General features: G+C 74.2%; 18 protein-coding genes. 9 read left to right on the forward strand and 9 right to left on the reverse strand.

Annotated features, from left to right (window positions below):
• Positions 1-21 precede the first annotated feature (21 nt).
• From ME121_RS17220 to ME121_RS17240, 5 genes are all read right to left on the reverse strand, one after another.
• Positions 22-669, reverse strand: coding sequence for a protein-L-isoaspartate O-methyltransferase family protein (locus ME121_RS17220; RefSeq protein WP_043073717.1), 648 nt, complete (start codon positions 667-669; stop codon positions 22-24).
• Complete coding sequence (gene surE, locus ME121_RS17225) at positions 666-1,430, reverse strand: 5'/3'-nucleotidase SurE (protein ID WP_012319249.1); 765 nt, start codon at positions 1,428-1,430, stop codon at positions 666-668. The genes ME121_RS17220 and surE overlap by 4 nt, the downstream gene beginning before the upstream one ends.
• The gene (gene serS, locus ME121_RS17230) at positions 1,430-2,776 is read right to left on the reverse strand and encodes a serine--tRNA ligase (RefSeq protein ID WP_024830062.1); all 1,347 of its coding nucleotides are present in this window, start codon (positions 2,774-2,776) and stop codon (positions 1,430-1,432) included. Before serS ends, surE begins: the two co-directional genes overlap by 1 nt.
• Positions 2,777-2,876: 100 nt before the next feature.
• Complete coding sequence (locus ME121_RS17235) at positions 2,877-3,242, reverse strand: YybH family protein (RefSeq protein WP_059409274.1); 366 nt, start codon at positions 3,240-3,242, stop codon at positions 2,877-2,879.
• Positions 3,243-3,320: 78 nt separating this feature from the next.
• Positions 3,321-3,764 carry an OsmC family protein gene (locus ME121_RS17240; protein WP_012319252.1) on the reverse strand — a complete coding sequence of 148 codons (444 nt, stop codon included), beginning with the start codon at positions 3,762-3,764 and terminating at the stop codon, positions 3,321-3,323.
• A 167-nt stretch (positions 3,765-3,931) separates the two neighbouring features.
• Between ME121_RS17240 and ME121_RS17245 the strand changes: the two genes are divergently transcribed.
• Positions 3,932-4,807, forward strand: a complete 876-nt coding sequence (locus ME121_RS17245; protein ID WP_012319253.1) for an ATP-binding protein — start codon at positions 3,932-3,934, stop codon at positions 4,805-4,807.
• A gap of 7 nt (positions 4,808-4,814) precedes the next feature.
• On the opposite strand, the gene dut is transcribed toward ME121_RS17245, so the two are convergent.
• On the reverse strand, positions 4,815-5,285 hold the full coding sequence (gene dut / locus ME121_RS17250) for a dUTP diphosphatase (RefSeq protein WP_059409276.1): 471 nt from the start codon (positions 5,283-5,285) through the stop codon (positions 4,815-4,817).
• Positions 5,282-6,163, reverse strand: a complete 882-nt coding sequence (locus ME121_RS17255; RefSeq protein WP_012319255.1) for an HpcH/HpaI aldolase/citrate lyase family protein — start codon at positions 6,161-6,163, stop codon at positions 5,282-5,284. Before ME121_RS17255 ends, dut begins: the two co-directional genes overlap by 4 nt.
• Positions 6,164-6,283: 120 nt before the next feature.
• On the opposite strand from ME121_RS17255, the gene ME121_RS17260 reads away from it, so the two are divergent.
• From ME121_RS17260 to ME121_RS17270, 3 genes are all read left to right on the forward strand, one after another.
• Positions 6,284-7,027: a DUF429 domain-containing protein gene (locus ME121_RS17260; RefSeq protein ID WP_059409277.1), complete on the forward strand. Its 744-nt coding sequence runs from the start codon at positions 6,284-6,286 to the stop codon at positions 7,025-7,027.
• Between the two features lie 112 nt (positions 7,028-7,139).
• The gene (locus ME121_RS17265; RefSeq protein ID WP_043073718.1) at positions 7,140-7,655 is read left to right on the forward strand and encodes an NUDIX hydrolase; all 516 of its coding nucleotides are present in this window, start codon (positions 7,140-7,142) and stop codon (positions 7,653-7,655) included.
• A gap of 44 nt (positions 7,656-7,699) precedes the next feature.
• Complete coding sequence (locus tag ME121_RS17270) at positions 7,700-8,365, forward strand: carbonic anhydrase (protein ID WP_024830057.1); 666 nt, start codon at positions 7,700-7,702, stop codon at positions 8,363-8,365.
• A 219-nt stretch (positions 8,366-8,584) separates the two neighbouring features.
• Here ME121_RS17270 and ME121_RS17275 read toward each other — a convergent pair whose 3' ends face one another.
• The gene (locus ME121_RS17275) at positions 8,585-9,286 is read right to left on the reverse strand and encodes a DUF4142 domain-containing protein (RefSeq protein WP_024830056.1); all 702 of its coding nucleotides are present in this window, start codon (positions 9,284-9,286) and stop codon (positions 8,585-8,587) included.
• A 316-nt stretch (positions 9,287-9,602) separates the two neighbouring features.
• On the opposite strand from ME121_RS17275, the gene ME121_RS17280 reads away from it, so the two are divergent.
• The 5 genes from ME121_RS17280 to nudC all read left to right on the forward strand — a co-directional run bounded on the left by ME121_RS17280 (position 9,603) and on the right by nudC (position 13,826).
• Positions 9,603-10,751 carry an acyltransferase family protein gene (locus tag ME121_RS17280; protein ID WP_012319259.1) on the forward strand — a complete coding sequence of 383 codons (1,149 nt, stop codon included), beginning with the start codon at positions 9,603-9,605 and terminating at the stop codon, positions 10,749-10,751.
• 27 nt (positions 10,752-10,778) lie between these two features.
• Positions 10,779-11,642, forward strand: coding sequence for a universal stress protein (locus ME121_RS17285; RefSeq protein WP_012319260.1), 864 nt, complete (start codon positions 10,779-10,781; stop codon positions 11,640-11,642).
• A gap of 179 nt (positions 11,643-11,821) precedes the next feature.
• Positions 11,822-12,415, forward strand: a complete 594-nt coding sequence (locus ME121_RS17290; RefSeq protein ID WP_244413239.1) for a hypothetical protein — start codon at positions 11,822-11,824, stop codon at positions 12,413-12,415.
• Between the two features lie 81 nt (positions 12,416-12,496).
• Positions 12,497-12,916: an HIT domain-containing protein gene (locus tag ME121_RS17295; RefSeq protein WP_043073720.1), complete on the forward strand. Its 420-nt coding sequence runs from the start codon at positions 12,497-12,499 to the stop codon at positions 12,914-12,916.
• A gap of 7 nt (positions 12,917-12,923) precedes the next feature.
• The gene (nudC, locus tag ME121_RS17300; protein ID WP_012319263.1) at positions 12,924-13,826 is read left to right on the forward strand and encodes an NAD(+) diphosphatase; all 903 of its coding nucleotides are present in this window, start codon (positions 12,924-12,926) and stop codon (positions 13,824-13,826) included.
• A 145-nt stretch (positions 13,827-13,971) separates the two neighbouring features.
• On the opposite strand, the gene cysG is transcribed toward nudC, so the two are convergent.
• Positions 13,972-15,444: a siroheme synthase CysG gene (gene cysG / locus ME121_RS17305; protein ID WP_083460937.1), complete on the reverse strand. Its 1,473-nt coding sequence runs from the start codon at positions 15,442-15,444 to the stop codon at positions 13,972-13,974.
• Between the last annotated feature and the right edge of the window lie 174 nt (positions 15,445-15,618).

Raw genomic sequence — 15,618 nt, forward strand, 5'->3', positions numbered from 1 at the left:
GCTCGCGATGACGGCGCGTCGTCAGAGCACGCGCGCCAGCCCCGGCACCAGCGCTGCGAGACGCACCGGCGCGCCCGGTTCCGGGTCGGCCTCGGGCGTCGTCAGCACCGCGATCCGGCAAGCTCCGCCGCCGCCCAGGCCGGTCACCAGCCGTCCGCCCGGTTCGAGGGCCGCGCGCCAGTGCGGCGGGATCGCCGGGACGCTGCCGTGCACGAGGATGCGGTCGAAGCCGCCGTCCGGCAGGTCCGGGGCGAGCCCGTCCGCCCGGACGACATGCACCTCGGACAGGGCCGCGAGCCGCCGCGTCGCCGCCCCGGCCAGCGAGGTGTAGCGTTCCAGGCTGAGCACCGCCCCCGCGCCCAGCTGGGCGAGCAGCGCGGTCACGTAGCCCGAGCCCGTGCCGATCTCCAGGACGCGCTGGCCGGGCTCCAGCCGCAGCTGCGCCAGCATCAGCGCCACCGTGGACGGCGCCGTCATCGACGCGCCGCAGGACAGCGGCAGGGCGATGTCGCGCCGCGCGTGCTCCCGATGCGGCGGCGGCGCGAAGGTGTCCCGCGGGACCTGCTCCATGGCCCGCAGCACCGCGGTGTCCCGCAGGCCACGGCCGCGGAGCGCCATCACGAAGGCCGCGTTGCCGGCAGCCTCCTCCAGGCTGCCCAGATCGATCACTCGGCGAAGGCCTGCGCGAAGCGCGTCAGCGTCGGCTCGTCGGTGAGGTCGAGGCGCAGGGGCGTCACCGAGATCCGCTTCTCGGCGATGGCCTTGAGATCGGAGCCGTGGCCCGGCTCGAACCGGGCCTTGGCGAAGGCCAGCCAGAAATACGGGTTGCCGCGCCCGTCGACCCGCGCGTCGATCGACAGCAGCGCCTGATTGCGGAAGCCCTGCGCGGCGACCGCGACGCCCTGCACGTCGGCCGGCTCGCAATCCGGGAAATTGACGTTGACCAGGATGCCGGGCTCGATCCCGGTCTCGAGGATCTTCCGGACGACCTTCGCGCCGTGCGTCCGGGCGCAGTCCCACTTGAGGGCGCCGCGCCCGCCCGCCCCGTAGGCCTGGCTCAGCGCGATCGAGCGGATGCCGAGGATCGTCCCCTCCATGGCGGCCGCGATCGTGCCCGAATAGGTCACGTCCTCGGCGACGTTCTGGCCGCGGTTGACCCCCGACAGGACGAGGTCCGGCCCGTGATCGCCGAGGATGTGGCGCACGCCCAGGATCACGCAGTCCGACGGCGTGCCCTTCACGGCGAAGCGCTGCTCCGACACCTGCCGCAGCCGCAGCGGGTCGTTGAGCGAGAGCGAGTGCGACACGCCGGACTGGTCGCTCTCCGGCGCCACGACCCAGACGTCGTCCGAGAGCTCCCGGGCGATCTCCTCCAGGGTCGCGAGGCCCGGCGCGTGGATGCCGTCGTCGTTGGTGACCAGGATGCGCATCAGCGGGCCCCTTCGATCCGGTTGAGCCCGCCCATGTAGGGGTGGAGCACCGACGGGACCGTGATGCTCCCGTCCGGGTTCTGGTAGTTCTCCATCACGGCGATGAGCGCGCGACCGACCGCCACGCCCGAGCCGTTGAGGGTGTGGACATAGGCCGGCTTGCCGTCCTTGCCGCGGTAGCGGGCGTTCATCCGCCGCGCCTGGAAGTCGCCGCAGACCGAGCAGGACGAGATCTCGCGGTGGGTGCGCTGGCCCGGCACCCAGACCTCGATGTCGTAGGTCTTCTGGCTGGCGAAGCCCATGTCGCCGGTGCAGAGCGTCATCACCCGGTAGGGCAGATCGAGCTTCTTCAGCACGGCCTCGGCGCTGGTCAGCATCCGCTCGTGCTCGTTGGCGGATTCCTCCGGCGTCGTGATCGAGACCAGCTCGACCTTGCTGAACTGGTGCTGGCGCAGCATGCCGCGGGTGTCGCGCCCCGCCGCCCCCGCTTCGGCCCGGAAGCAGGGCGTCAGCGCGGTGAACCGCAGGGGCAGCTCCTCCTCGCGGAGGATCGCCTCGCGGACGAGGTTCGTGAGCGGCACCTCGGCTGTGGGAACGAGCCAGAAATGCTCGTCGCTGACCGGGGCGGTGTCGGCGCCGGCCTGCCCCTGCAGCGACCTGACGTAGTCGAGGCCCTTGAAGACCGAGAACTGGTCGTCCTCGAACTTCGGCAGCTGCGCGGTACCGAACATGGCGGCGTCGCGCACCAGCACCGGCGGCGCCACCTCCAGGTAGCCGTGCTCCTGCGTGTGAAGGTCGAGCATGAACTGGCCGAGCGCCCGCTCCAGCCGGGCGAGCTGGCCTTTGAGCACCACGAAGCGCGAGCCGGACAGCTTGGCCGCCGCCTCGAAATCCATCAGGCCCGAGGCCTCGCCGAGCTCGAAATGCTCGCGGCCCTCGGTCAGCCGCTCGCGGGTCGCGGCGTGGCTGCGGTAGAGGACGTTGCCGTGCTCGTCCGCGCCCTCCGGCACGTCGGGCTTCGGCCGGTTCGGGATCGCGGCGAGGCGGTCTGCCAGGGTCCTGTCGGCCGCGTCCTGCGCGGCCTTCAGCTCGGGCTCGGCCGCCTTCAGGGCCGCGACCTCCGCCATCAGGGCGGCGGCGCGGTCCTCGTCCTTGGCCTTCTTGGCGCCGCCGATCTCCTTGGCCAGGGCGTTGCGCCGCTCCTGGTTGGCCTGCGCGGCCGAGACGGACGACTTCCGCGCCTCATCGAGGGCGATCAGCTCGGCCGAGAGCGGCGCGAGGCCCCGGCGCTGGAGGTCGCGGTCGAAGGCGTCCGGGTTCTCCCGGATGGCGCGGATGTCGTGCATCGAGTCGGCTCGGGTCTTCTGCGCGGCGTCGAGCGCGCGGGCCCCGCTTTGCCGCATCGCGTCCAGTGGGACAAGCGCGCGGGAGCCTCCGCGCCGACCGTCAGCTCTTCGGCGGCGCGAGCTTGAGCTGGTCGATCGCCCAGAGCCACGTGCCGTCCGCCTGCTCGCGGGCCAACTCCACCGAGAACGCGCCGTTGGGCAGCCGCGCGAAGGTCATGGCCAGCGCGCCGTTGCGCAGCGGCGGCGGCGTCTCCGGCGCCGGGAAGTCGGATTTGCGTGCGAGCAGGTCGGCGTAGAAGGTCCGGATCTCGGCGTGGCCCGTGGCAACGACGCGGCCCGCCGCCAGCACCGCGTCGGGCTCGTAGAGGGCGACGAGGCCCTCGACGTCGCCGGCATTGGCGCGCCGGTTGAATAGGGCGGCGAGCGCCTCGGGGGCGCGGGCCGGCTCTCGCGTCTGGTCCGTCATGGCGTCTCCTCTTCCGGTCCTGGCGGCCGTTCGGTGCTGCGGCAATGCGCCGGGCGGCCGATCTTTCCCCGGCGCGCGTCATTTCAGGCGCGTGCCGTCGCGGTCGGCCACCGACACGGCGACCGGGATCCCGGCCTTCACGCTCTCCGAGACGGTGCAGAACCGCTCGAACTGCTCCAGGACCCGGTCGATCCGCGGCATGTCGGCGGCGGCGGCTCCGAGCTGGATGTGGACGCCGATCCCGGTGACGCGCAGCCGCCCCTCGGCGTTGCGCTCCACCCGGCAGGACGCTTCGGCCGCGACGCCCCGCGCGTCCTGGCGGAACTTGCCCAGGGCGAAGACGAGGCTCGCGCAGAGGCAGTTCGCGACCCCGGAGATCAGGAGCTGCTCGGGGAACGGCCCGGTCCCGCCGCCGATCGGCGGCGCCTCGTCGGTGCGGAGCGCCGGAAGGGCCGCGCTGAAATCGACGGTGAAGACGTAATCCGCGACCTGGGTGATCCGGATCGTCGGTTCCGCTGCCATCGATACTCCCCGGCGGACGTGTCGGCGCGACCTGCCGGGAGGATCAACGCCCGATCCCGGTTCGCGTTCGGGAGGACCGCGCCATGCGAGCGGATACGGATGATTTCCCCGGATCTTCCCCGTAGAACCGGCGGCCTGACAGACCCGCACGCGAACCCCCCGATCCGATGACGAGCCCCGTGACCCTCGACACCCTGATGCCGCTCCTGGAGCGCATCGCCACCGCGCTGGAGCGGGCCGCGCCCGCCGCCCCGCCGGCCTTCGACCCGAGCGCCGCCGACGCCTTCCTGTGGGGGCCCGAGCGCCGTCTGACCCCGGTGCCGCAGGTCGCCCGGGTGGAGATGGGCCTGCTCACCGGCATCGACCGGGCGCGCGACACGCTGGTGGAGAACACCGAGCGCTTCGCCCGCGGCCTGCCGGCCAACAACGCCCTGCTGTGGGGCGCCCGCGGCATGGGCAAGTCCTCGCTGGTCAAGGCGGCCCACGCCGAGATCAACGCCCGCCGGCCCGCCGGCAGCCTGCCGATGAAGCTCGTGGAGATCCACCGCGAGGACATCGAGGCGCTGCCGGACCTGATGGCCCTGCTGCGGCCCGACCCGCACCGCTGGCTCGTCTACTGCGACGACCTCTCCTTCGACGCCGACGACACCTCGTACAAGTCGCTCAAGACGGCGCTCGACGGCGGCATCGAGGGGCGTCCGGGGAACGTTCTGTTCTACGCCACCTCGAACCGCCGGCACCTGCTGGCCCGCGACATGGTGGAGAACGAGCGCTCGACCGCGATCAATCCCGGCGAGGCCGTGGAGGAGAAGGTCTCGCTCTCGGACCGGTTCGGCCTCTGGCTCGGCTTCCACAAGTGCAGCCAGGACGAGTACCTGGCGATGATCCGCGCCTATGCCGACCGCTACGGCCTCGCCGTGCCGCCGGAGCAGCTGCGCGCCGAGTCCCTCGAATGGGCCACGACCCGCGGCTCGCGCTCGGGCCGGACCGCCTTCCAGTTCATCCAGGACCTGGCCGGGCGGCTCGGCAAGACGCTGGACTGACGGGGGCCTAGCGCCCGCTCGAGCCGAAGCCGCCCGCGCCCCGCTCCGATCCGGAGCCGGGCGCGCCCTCCAGCACGGTCAGCGCCGGCCGGGTGACCCGCGTGAAGACGAGCTGCGCGATCCGATCCCCGGGCTCGATCCGGACGGGCTCCGACGCGTCGCGGTTCCAGGCGGAGACCATCAGCGGGCCCTCGTAATCCGCGTCGATCACGCCGGTGCCGTTGCCGAGCACGAGGCCCTCGCGGTGGCCGCGGCCGGAGCGGGGGAAGATCAGCCCGCACCAGGCGGGGTCGCGGATCAGGACGGTGAAGCCGGCGGGGATCAGGACCGGCTTGCCCTGAGGCGGCAGGACCACGGGCGCGTCGAGGCAGGCATGCAGGTCGAGGCCGGCGGCGGCCGACGAGCCCCAGCGCGGGAAGCCCCAGCCCGGCAGGCGCGGGTCGAGCAGACGCAGGCCGACCTCGGGCAGGTCGCTCACGCGGAGAGCCGCGCGATCGCCTCGGCCATGGCGAGTGTCCGCCGGGCCGCCTCGACGTGGAGCCGCTCGACCATCTTGCCGTCCACCGCGACGACCCCGCGCCCGCGGTTCTCCGGCGTGTCGAAGACGTCCATCAGCCGGCGCGCCTGCGCGATCTCCCCGGCATCCGGCCCGAAGGCCGCGTTGGCCGGGCCGATCTGGCTCGGGTGGATCAGCATCTTGCCGTCGAAGCCGAGGTCGCGGCCCTGGACGCACTCGGCCTCGAACCCGGCCGCGTCGGTGAGGTCGGTGAAGACGCCGTCGATCGCCTCGATCTCGTAGGCCCGGGCGGCGGCCAGGACGTTCATCAGCCAGGGCATCAGCGCGGCCCGCCCGGGTGGCCGGATCCGGGACGCCTTCAGGAGGTCGTTCGGGCCGATCACCAATGCGCCGAGCCGGCCGTCCACGTCCCGGGCCGCGCCCGCGATCTCGGCGACGTTCACCACCGCCATCGGCGTCTCGATCATCGCCCAGACCCGCGTCGCCAGCGGCGCGCCGAGGCGGCGCAGGCGGGAGCCGACGGCGATCAGCGCGTCGGAGGTGCGGACCTTCGGCACCAGGATCGCGTCCGGGGCGGCCGGCGCGAGCGCGACGAGGTCGGCCTCGCCGTCCTCGGTCTCGGGTGGGTTGATGCGGACCACGACCTCGCGGTGGCCGAAGCCCCGCGCGGCGACCGCGGCGGCGACCTGGGCGCGGGCCGCCGCCTTCGCGGCGGGGGCGGTGCCGTCCTCGAGGTCGATCAGGATCACGTCGGCGGGGAGAGACCGCGCCTTCTCCAGCGCCCGGGCGTTGGAGCCCGGCATCGCCAGCACGCTGCGACGGGGACGGATCTCGCTCATCACGCTTCTCCCGGGCCGGCGGCGCCCTCGGCGACGCGGATAGCTTTCCGCGCGCATCCCGGCAAGAACGCCGGCAAGAACGCCGGCCGCGCTGACGGCGACGGGGGACGGGGGACGGGCATGGCGCGCTGGATCGCTGGACTGGACGGCTGCCGCGGCGCCTGGGCGGGCGTGCTCCTCGACCTGGACGACCCTGACCGACACCGCTGCGCCCTGTTCCCCGACGTCGCCGCGCTCCTCGACGCGCCGGAGCGGCCCGGCATCGTCGGGATCGACGTGCCGATCGGGCTGCCCGACCGGATCACCGGCGGTGGCCGCGCCGCCGACCGGGCCGCCCGGGCCCGGCTCGGGCCGGCGCGGGCGTCGGTGTTCCCGATGCCGCCGCGGAGCGCGGTCTACGCCCCCGACTACGCGGCCGCGAAGGCCGCCTCGCGGGCGGCGAGCGACCCGCCCTTCGCGCCGTCCATCCAGGGCTACAACATCTTCCCCTACGTCCGGGCGGTCGACACGCTCCTGCGCGAGCGTCCGGAGGCGCGCGCGCGGGTCCACGAGGTCCATCCCGAGGTCGCCTTCCACGCCCTCAACGGCGGCCGGCCGCTCGGCCTGCCCAAGAAGGGCAGGCGCGCCCGGGAGGGGCTCGACCTCCGGCGGGCGCTCCTCGCGGCGGCCGGCCTGCCGGGTGCGCTGATCGCGTCCCGGGCGAAGGGCGTCCCGGAGGACGACCATCTCGACGCCCTGGCTGCCCTGGTGGTGGCCCGCGACATGAGCCTCGGACGGGCCGAGCCGCTGCCGGATCCGCCCGAGCGCGACGCCTTCGGGCTCCCCGCGGTGATCTGGGCACCGGCGCCGCGCCCGCCTTCCTGAGCCGGCGCCCCGCACCGCCGCCCGGCGCGCCATCGGCCCCAACGTGCTGTTTTGCACGCGGGCGTGCGCGCGGCCGGTGTCCGTCCCCTGGGCGTGCTCTAGCTCTGGCTGTATGAGCGCCGCGAACCCCCTGCCCGTCCGCCACATCGCCCGCGCGATCGTCCTCGATCCGCGGGACCGGATCCTGCTCATCGCCTACACGTCGGTCCACGCGAGAGGGCCCGATGGGGCGCCGCTCCGGTTCTGGTTCATGCCCGGCGGCGGCCTGGAGCCCGGCGAGGATCACGTCACCGCCTGCCGTCGGGAGCTCGAGGAGGAGATCGGCCGGGGCGACGCCGTGATCGGCCCGCAGGTCGCGGCCTGCGACGGCCCGTTCCACCTGTTCCGGCAGGCGCGGGACGCCCGCGAGCGCTACTTCCTCGTCCGCCTGCCCGACGACCGGGTCGACACGAGCCGCCTCGCCGAGACCGAGGACAACCCGCTGATCGGGACGCGCTGGTGGCCGCTCGACGAGCTGCGCGCCAGCGGCGAGCACGTCGAGCCGGCCGGGCTCGTGGACCTCGCATCCGATCTCGCGCGCGGGACTATTCCGGCCCAGCCGCGCGTTCTTGCTTGGCGAGAACTTTGAGTTCACTCCCGCTGTCGCGGATTTGTCTAACTGGAGACGACGTTATGTTCCCCGTCTACCTGACCGAAGGCTACCGGTCCTTCCTCCTCGATCGCTTCCCGACCGAGCGCCGGCGCTTCGCGCAACTCGCCTCCACGCAGAATCCGGAGATCCTGGTCATCAGCTGCTGCGACAGCCGGGTCTCCCCGAGCGCGATCTTCAATGCCGGCCCGGGCGAGCTGTTCACGATCCGCAACGTCGCCAACCTCGTGCCGGTCTACCAGCCGGACGGCCAGTACCACGGCACCTCGGCGGCCCTGGAATTCGCCGTGCAGGCCCTGGAGGTGAAGCACATCGTCGTGCTCGGGCATGCCACCTGCGGCGGCATCAAGGCCTGGGCCAACAAGGCCAAGCCGCTCTCGCCCGGTGACTTCATCGGCAAGTGGGTCTCGCTCGTGGGTCAGGCCGAGGACAAGGCCGGCGATCCCGGCGCGCCCGACTACCTGACCAAGCTGGAACACGCCGTGGTCGTCCAGAGCATGGAGAACCTGCTGACCTTCCCGTTCGTGAAGGAGCGCGTCGACGACGGCCGCCTGGAGATCCACGGCGCGCATTTCGGCGTGGCCAGCGGCTCCCTGCTGGTGCGCGACCCGCAATCCGGCGTGTTCAAGGCGCCGATCGACACGACCGGCCAAGCCGTCCGCTCCGTCGCCGCCATCGCGTGCGAGTGAGCGCGTAGCGCGGGCGCTGAGATCCGGGACCGGTCGGCCGGTCCCGGATCCGACGTTGCTGGGACGCGCCGGCGCGGCGCGTCCGCGAAGGTCGTCCGCCGCGGTCGGCCCGCGATCATCCCGGTTCGAAGGGCCATCGACATGAGAAAGGCGGCGGGCTCGCGCCCGCCGCCTTCTCGTTCGGCCCGGCCGAGGCCGGGCCGCCGAAATCCGTGACGCTTACATCGCGCCCGGGAGACGCTCGGCCTGCTGCAGGTGCATCTGCAGGGCCGGCAGGGCCTGCTGGGCGTAGTTGCGCAGGGCCGGGTTCGGGCCGCCCTGGGCGTAGGCCTGGGTCATCGCGATGGTCATCTGATGGGCCTGGATCTGCTGGGAGGCGTACAGGCGGTCGAAGCGCGCGCCGGCCGGGGCGGCCGACAGCTGGGCCAGCATCGCCTGCTGCTCGGGGTTCGGCGGAACCATCGTCGAGGCGCCGGTGGCCATCACGTCGCCGCGGCCGATCTGGCCGCCCGCGGCGGCGCCGCGCGCCGCGCCGGCACCCGCGCCCTCGAGGCCGCCGACCGGGCCGCCCGCCAGGGTGCCGCCGACCACGCCGGTCGCCGCGCCGACGCCTGCGCCCACGGCGCTGCCCGCCACCGCGATCGGGGCGGTGACGAGGCCGCCGAGGCCGGGATCGCCGGCGACGCCGTTCATCTGGCCGCCGGCCAGGGCGACGTTGGCGGCGCGGTGGTCACGGAGCACTTCCTGGGCGTAGGAGCGGATGCGCGGGTTGCGCGACTTGGACAGGGCGATCTGCGAGGACTGGATTTCGAAGGCGTTCGCCTGCATCGACTGCATGCGGAAGTCGTTGGCGCTCTGAGCCATGGCCGGGGTCGACAGCGCCAGGACGAGCGCGGACGCGGCAGCGTAGTTCTTCAGCATCGGGACCTCTGTTCGAAATGGGCACGCGAACCGCGGAAGGACGCCGCATGCGCAGCACGGACGCCTCGGCACGCGATGTCGCAGACGTTTCGGCGCCGGCGGGTTCGCGAATTGGTCCGTCAACGAGGTTATCGGCTTATGGTTCCTGCCGTTTTCGCCTCGGACGCCACGGTTCCCGGGCCGATCTGATCCCGCGTGGACGCCGCCGTTCCGGCGGATCCGGCGGCGTGCCGGTCACGCTCCTCCAGGAGGACGATCCCGGCCGCGGGCGGGTCGCGCCGGTTGCGGCTCGCGTCGCGTCGCGGGCGGGCGCCCCGTGACCCTCGTCGCCATCCAGGTCCTGCGCGCCGCCGCCGCCCTCATGGTGGCGTGGCACCACGCGCGGCACGAGGCGGGGCTCCTCGCCGACCGCGGCGCCGGCCCGGCGCTCGACCCCGCGACGCTGCTGCCGTGGTGGGGCGGGGTCGATCTGTTCTTCGTGATCTCCGGCTTCGTCATCGTTCATGCCGGCGGCCGGCTCGCGGGGCGGCCGGGCGGGCGCGCCCGTTTCCTCGCCCACCGGGTCGCCCGTGTGGTGCCCCTCTACTGGCTGGTGAGCCTGCTCTACCTCGTCCTGGCGCTCGCGCGGCCGGACCTTCTCGGCGAGGCCGCCGCGCTGGTGCGCGACCCGGTCGCCCTCGCGGCGAGCTTCCTGTTCTGGCCGGCGGCCCGCCCGGACGGCACCGTCCAGCCGCTCTACGGCCTCGGCTGGACCCTGAACTACGAGGCGGCCTTCTACGCACTCTTCGCCGCGGGCCTCGGTTTCGGCCGGCGCGGCGCCGTCGCGTGGCTGTGCGGGAGCTTGGCCGGCCTCGTGGTCGTCGGCGCCCTCGTGCCGGGCCTGCCGGTGCCGCTCCGATTCTGGTCGGATCCGATCGTGCTCGAGTTCGCCGCTGGCGCCGGTCTCGCCCTCGCCTGGGGCGCGGGGTTCCGGCCTTCCCTCCCCGCGCGGATCGGGCTCGCGGTGCTGGGTGGGCTCGGGCTGGCTCTGGCCGCGCGGGTGCTCGCGGGTCTCGGCGAGGCCGACGGGTTCCTGCGCCCGCTCCTCGTCGGCGGCCCGGCCGTCCTCCTGGTGGCCGCCGCCCTCGGGCCGACCCGCGACGCGCCTCAGGTCGCGCGGCTGCCCTCCCCCGTGCGCGGCCTCGTCAGGCTCGGGGACGCGTCCTACGCGCTCTACCTCGTCCACCCGTTCGCGCTGCGCCTCGTGCGCGAGGCGCTGCTCCGGCTCGGCCTCACCCCCGCCCTGCCCCCCTGGGGCAGCATGGCGCTGATGCTCGCCGTCAGCGCCGCGGCCGCGCTCGTGGTCCACCGCCTGGTCGAGCGGCCCCTGACCCGGGCCCTCCGGCGGCGGCTCGATCCCGGCGCGCCGCAAAACCGTGTGCGCGCCGAGCCGGGCCCGGTTCCACCGGGCGGCCGGGCGGATTAGCCTCGCGTGCCCGAGGAGGAGGCCAGCATGAAGACCCTGCTCGTACCCGTCGCGATGCACGACGCCCTGCCCTCCGTCTTCGAGACGACGCGGCTGGCGGCGACGCGCTTCGGGAGTCTGATCGAGGGCGTGTCCCTGCGCCCGGCCCTCGCCGAGTACGTGCCGGTCGACATGGTCGGCGGCATGACGTGGCTCCGCGACGAGGAGGCCGACCGGGCCGAGGCCGAGGAGGCGGGCGGCCGCTTCGTCGCCTTCATGGACGGCGCCGGTATCCCGCGGCACGCCCGCGACGGGCTCTGCATACCGGATCGCGTGCCGGATGCCGGCCCGCGCTATCGCTGGCGGCAGGACGTGCCCACCGGCGACGCGTTCCTGGGCCAGTACGCGCGGCTGTTCTCGGCCACGGTGGTCGGGCGGCCGGGCACGACCGACAACGCCCCGCGCATGACCACGTTCGAGACGGCCCTGTTCGAGAGCGGCCGGCCGATCCTGCTGGCGCCGCCCACGGCGCCGGCGAGCCTGGGCGAGGCGGTGGTCATCGCCTGGAACGGCTCGACCGAGACCGCCCGGGCGGTGGCCTTCGCGATGCCGTTCCTGCGGCGGGCCGAGCGGGTGCTGGTGCTCAGCGTCGAGGGCGGCATGGTGCCGGGCCCGACGGCGCAGGATCTCGCCCAGGCGCTGGCCTGCGAGGGCGTGGACGCCGCGCACCGGGCCCTTCCGGCCGGCCGGCGGGTCCCCGGCGAGACCTTCCTGGCGGAGGCGAAGGCCTTCGGCTGCGACCTGCTCATCAAGGGCGCCTATACCCAGAGCCGCCTGCGCCAGATGATCTTCGGCGGCGTCACCAGCCACGTCCTGGCCTACGCCGACATGCCGGTGCTGATGGCGCATTGATTGAGTCGCGAGCCCGGCTGCCGGGACACGGCGCGGTCCTGCGACCGGCGCCGGGAACCGGAATCGGTCCCCGGCGTTCGGGTCCCGCACCCGGACGGCACGCCCCATGGCGCCTCCATGGCGTCCCCGATGGGCCCCCATGGCACGACCCCTCGGAAAGGAGCCCCGTGACGAGCCCCGTGAGACGCCTCTTCCTCGCCGGCCTTCTGGCGATCGCGGCCATCCCCACCGCCCGCGCGGAGCCGACGACCGTCCGGTTCCGCGGCACCGTGGTCCGGGCCGACTCGGAGCGCCTGGAGATCCGCCGCGCCAGCGGCAGCAGCCTGGCGGTGCAGATGGGCCCCCGGACCCGCATCTACGCGGTCAACGGCTCCAGCCTGCGGTCGATCAAGCCGGAGAGCTACGTCAGCATCCTCGGCGCGTCCGAGTCCGAGCCGCGGCAGGCGAGTGCCGTGACCCTGTACTCGCCCTCCGAGCGCGGCTTCGAGGCGGGCAGCCAGCCCTGGGACACCGGGCAGGGCGCGCGCCTCACCGCCGGGTGGGTCGCCGACCTGCAGCGGGGCGCGCCGACGCGTGTGACCGTCGCCTACAACGGCGGCCAATCGTCCTTCGCGATCCCCGACGGCACCCCGGTGACGCAGCTCTCCCCGGGCGAGAAGGCGATGCTCCAGCCGGGCGCAGCCGTGACGATCTTCGCGCGGTCCGGCGACGACGGTGGACTGGTGGCGGGCACGATCGCGGTGGGCCGCCAGGGCGTCGTGCCGGGTCTCTGACCCGGTCGGCCGGGACGCTGCGTCACCGACGGCGCAGCGAACCCGCGCGCCGACGCGGAAGCTGCGCTACATCGGTCGGCGATGACCGAGTCCGCCTTCACCCTCGATCCGCGCCTGTCGGCCGACACGGCCGAAGTGGGCGACCTTGCCCTGTGCCGCGTGCTGCTGATGGACGACGCCCGGTTCCCGTGGCTGATCCTGGTGCCGCGCCGCCCGAACCTCACCGAGATCACCGACCTCTCCGAAGCCGAGGCCGCGGCGCTCTGGCAGGAGATCCGCCTCGCCACGGGGGTGATGCTGGCCCTGTCCAAGCCCGACAAGGTGAATATCGGCGCGCTCGGCAACGTGGTGTCGCAGCTTCACGTCCACGTCGTCGGCCGCTTCCGGTCGGATCCTGCCTGGCCCGGGCCGGTCTGGGGGTTCGAGACCCGCAAGCCCTACCCGCTCCACGCCCGCGCCCAGCTCCTCGAGCGCGCCGGCGCCCTCTTCTCCGCGGCCTGACCCTGGCATGACCGATCCCCGCGACACCCTCGGCTTCGTCCGCAACCGCCTCGACCGCCACTCGGCCGAGCAGCCCGAGGAGGCGGTGCCGCCCTTCGACACGCCCGAGGCCCGCCTCGTGCTGATCTGCGGCGACCGGATCGTGTTGCGGGGAGAGACGGCGCTGATCGCCGTCGCGGAGGCGGCGGGCCTCGCGGGCGGGACGCGCATCTTCCTCGGGCACCGGGACGGGCAGCCCGTCTTCGCCGCCGCCGCGCCCGCCGAGGCGGCCGAGCGCTTCGCCGAGGGACCGACCCGCACCCTCGACCTCCGGTCCATCGCCACCGAATCCGCCGTGGAGGCCGAGGAGCTCGGCCTGCTCGCCGTGGCCAAGTCGATGCTCGACTGGCACGCCCGCCACGGCTTCTGCGCCAATTGCGGCACCGCCACCGTGGCGCGGGCCGGCGGCTTCCGCCGCGAGTGCCCGAGTTGCAACGCCCACCACTTCCCCCGGGTCGACCCGGTGGTGATCATGCTGGTGCGCCGGGGCGACAGCTGCCTGCTCGGCCGCGGGCCGCATTTCCGGCCGCACATGTATTCCTGCCTCGCGGGCTTCCTCGAGCCCGGCGAGACGATCGAGGACGCGGTCCGCCGCGAGGTATTCGAGGAGACGCGGATCCGCGTCGGCGCAGTCACCTACCGGACGTCGCAGCCCTGGCCGTTCCCGTCCTCGCTGATGCTCGGCTGCGCCGCCGAGGGCCTCGACGAGGCCATCGTCACCGATCCGAGCGAGCTGGAGGATGCGCGCTGGTTCACCCGGGCCGACGTCGCGGCCATGCTGGCGGGGACGCATCCCGAGGGGATCCAGGCCCCGCCGCCCATGGCGATCGCCCACTACCTGATGCGCGCCTTCGTGGCCGGGGAGACCTGACCCGGGCCTGCCGGTGCTCCGGCTCGCGGCGTCGACGGCTTCAGCCCGAATGCGCCACAGCCGCTGACTTGAAGCACGCCCGGGGGCCGGAGGGCGTGGCGCATGCCGTCCGGCGGGCGGACGACGCCGCCCACGCCATCCGGCCTCAGACCGCGACGCGGCTCTGCTCGGCCTGGGCCGGGAGCGCGCCCCGCATCTCCGAGAAGGCCTCGCCCACCATCAGGAGCGCCGGACCGTCGAGGCCGGCCGCCTCGACCCGGTCGGCGAGGTCCGCGGCCGTGCCGCGCAGCGCCTGCTGGTTCGGGCGGGTGGCGTTGAACACCAGCAGCGCCGGCGTCGCGGGCGCCAGGCCCTCCGCCACGGCGCGTGCGAGCAGCGCCCGCAGGGTCCGCTTCGGCATGTAGACCACCGTGGTGACGCTCGGATCGGCGAGCGCGCCCCAGTTCAGATCGTCCGGCAGAGCGCCGCGGCGGTCGTGGCCGGTGACGAATTGCAGGCGGCGCGCGGCGTCGCGATGGGTCAGCGACAGGCCCAGGGACGCCGCCGCACCCTGCGCGGCCGAGACGCCCGGAACCACGGTCACCGGGATGCCGGCGGCCCGGCAGGCCTCGATCTCCTCGCCCGCCCGGCCGAAGACCAGCGGGTCGCCGGATTTCAGCCGCACCACCTGCTTGCCGGAGCGGGCGAGCTGCACCATCAGCGCGTTGATGTCGTCCTGGCGGCAGGACGGGCCGTGGCCGGTCTTGCCGACCAGCATGGTGCGGGCCTCGCGGCGGGCGTAGTCGAGGATCTCGGGGGCGACGAGGTCGTCGTAGAGGATGACGTCGGCGCTGCGCAGCGCCCGCAGCGCCTTGAGCGTGAGGAGCTCCGCGTCGCCGGGGCCGGCCCCGACCAGCGTCACGGCGCCGCCCTTCGGGGCGGTCTCGGTCTCGCCGAGCAGCTCGGCGAGATCCCGCTCCGACGGCGCCCGGTCGGGCTCCGCGAAGGCCCGGTCGGTGAAGCGCTCCCAGAAGAGGCGCCGGTCGGCGAAGCCGTGGAAGCGGGCGGTGACGCCGTCGCGCCAGTCGCGGGCGGCCGCGACCCAGCGGGCGAACCCGCGGGGCAGCATCGCCTCGATCCGGGCACGCACGGTCTGGCCGAAGACCGGGGCGGCGCCCTCGGTCGAGATGCCGACCACGAGCGGCGAGCGGTTGACGATGGCGCCGAACTTCACGTCGCAGAGGTGCGGCCGGTCCACCGCGTTGACGATGGCGCCGGCCCCGCGGGCGGCCGCCACGAAGGCGACGCACTCGGTTTCGTCCTCCATCGCGCCGATGCAGAAGGCCGCGCCCCAGAGGTCGTCCGGGCTCCAGGCGCGTTCGTGCAGCTCCACCCGCCCGTCGACGATCTCGCCCGGCACGGCGCGCAGCTCCTCGCCGGGCTCGGGCGCGTAGACGTCGACGTGGGCGCCGGCCGCGGCGAGGACCTTGACCTTCCAGGGGGCGCCGCCCGACGCGCCGGCGAGGACGACCCGCTTGCCGCGGAGGGGCACGAAGACGGGCAGCACCGCCAGCGGCTCCAGGCCGGCGGCCTTCGTCTCGCGGGGGGCGCGGGCTGCGCGCAGGGGGGTCTCGGTCACGGGCCTGTCCTGGATCGTCGCGAACCGGCCACTCCCGTCCGCCCCCTCGCCCCGAGGAGCCGCGCAGCAGCCTCGAAGGAAGGCTCCAGGGATCGCGCGGCCGGCTGGAGGGCTCCTTCGAGGCCCGCGGACGCGGTCACCTCGGGATGAGGGGATCGGATGGGATCACCCGGT

The organism is Methylobacterium sp. ME121 (assembly GCF_000974725.1).
In the GTDB taxonomy this organism is placed as follows: Bacteria; Pseudomonadota; Alphaproteobacteria; order Rhizobiales; family Beijerinckiaceae; genus Methylobacterium; species Methylobacterium radiotolerans.

What these genes read in the sequence shown, in the direction of transcription:
- surE (WP_012319249.1), bottom strand. Translation starts at nt 1,430, where the DNA reads ATGCGCATCCTGGTCACCAACGACGACGGCATCCACGCGCCGGGCCTC.
- serS (WP_024830062.1), bottom strand. Translation starts at nt 2,776, where the DNA reads ATGCACGACATCCGCGCCATCCGGGAGAACCCGGACGCCTTCGACCGC.
- ME121_RS17235 (WP_059409274.1), bottom strand. Translation starts at nt 3,242, where the DNA reads ATGACGGACCAGACGCGAGAGCCGGCCCGCGCCCCCGAGGCGCTCGCC.
- ME121_RS17240 (WP_012319252.1), bottom strand. Translation starts at nt 3,764, where the DNA reads ATGGCAGCGGAACCGACGATCCGGATCACCCAGGTCGCGGATTACGTC.
- ME121_RS17245 (WP_012319253.1), top strand. Translation starts at nt 3,932, where the DNA reads ATGACGAGCCCCGTGACCCTCGACACCCTGATGCCGCTCCTGGAGCGC.
- ME121_RS17255 (WP_012319255.1), bottom strand. Translation starts at nt 6,163, where the DNA reads ATGAGCGAGATCCGTCCCCGTCGCAGCGTGCTGGCGATGCCGGGCTCC.
- ME121_RS17260 (WP_059409277.1), top strand. Translation starts at nt 6,284, where the DNA reads ATGGCGCGCTGGATCGCTGGACTGGACGGCTGCCGCGGCGCCTGGGCG.
- ME121_RS17265 (WP_043073718.1), top strand. Translation starts at nt 7,140, where the DNA reads ATGAGCGCCGCGAACCCCCTGCCCGTCCGCCACATCGCCCGCGCGATC.
- ME121_RS17270 (WP_024830057.1), top strand. Translation starts at nt 7,700, where the DNA reads ATGTTCCCCGTCTACCTGACCGAAGGCTACCGGTCCTTCCTCCTCGAT.
- ME121_RS17275 (WP_024830056.1), bottom strand. Translation starts at nt 9,286, where the DNA reads ATGCTGAAGAACTACGCTGCCGCGTCCGCGCTCGTCCTGGCGCTGTCG.
- ME121_RS17285 (WP_012319260.1), top strand. Translation starts at nt 10,779, where the DNA reads ATGAAGACCCTGCTCGTACCCGTCGCGATGCACGACGCCCTGCCCTCC.
- ME121_RS17295 (WP_043073720.1), top strand. Translation starts at nt 12,497, where the DNA reads ATGACCGAGTCCGCCTTCACCCTCGATCCGCGCCTGTCGGCCGACACG.
- nudC (WP_012319263.1), top strand. Translation starts at nt 12,924, where the DNA reads ATGACCGATCCCCGCGACACCCTCGGCTTCGTCCGCAACCGCCTCGAC.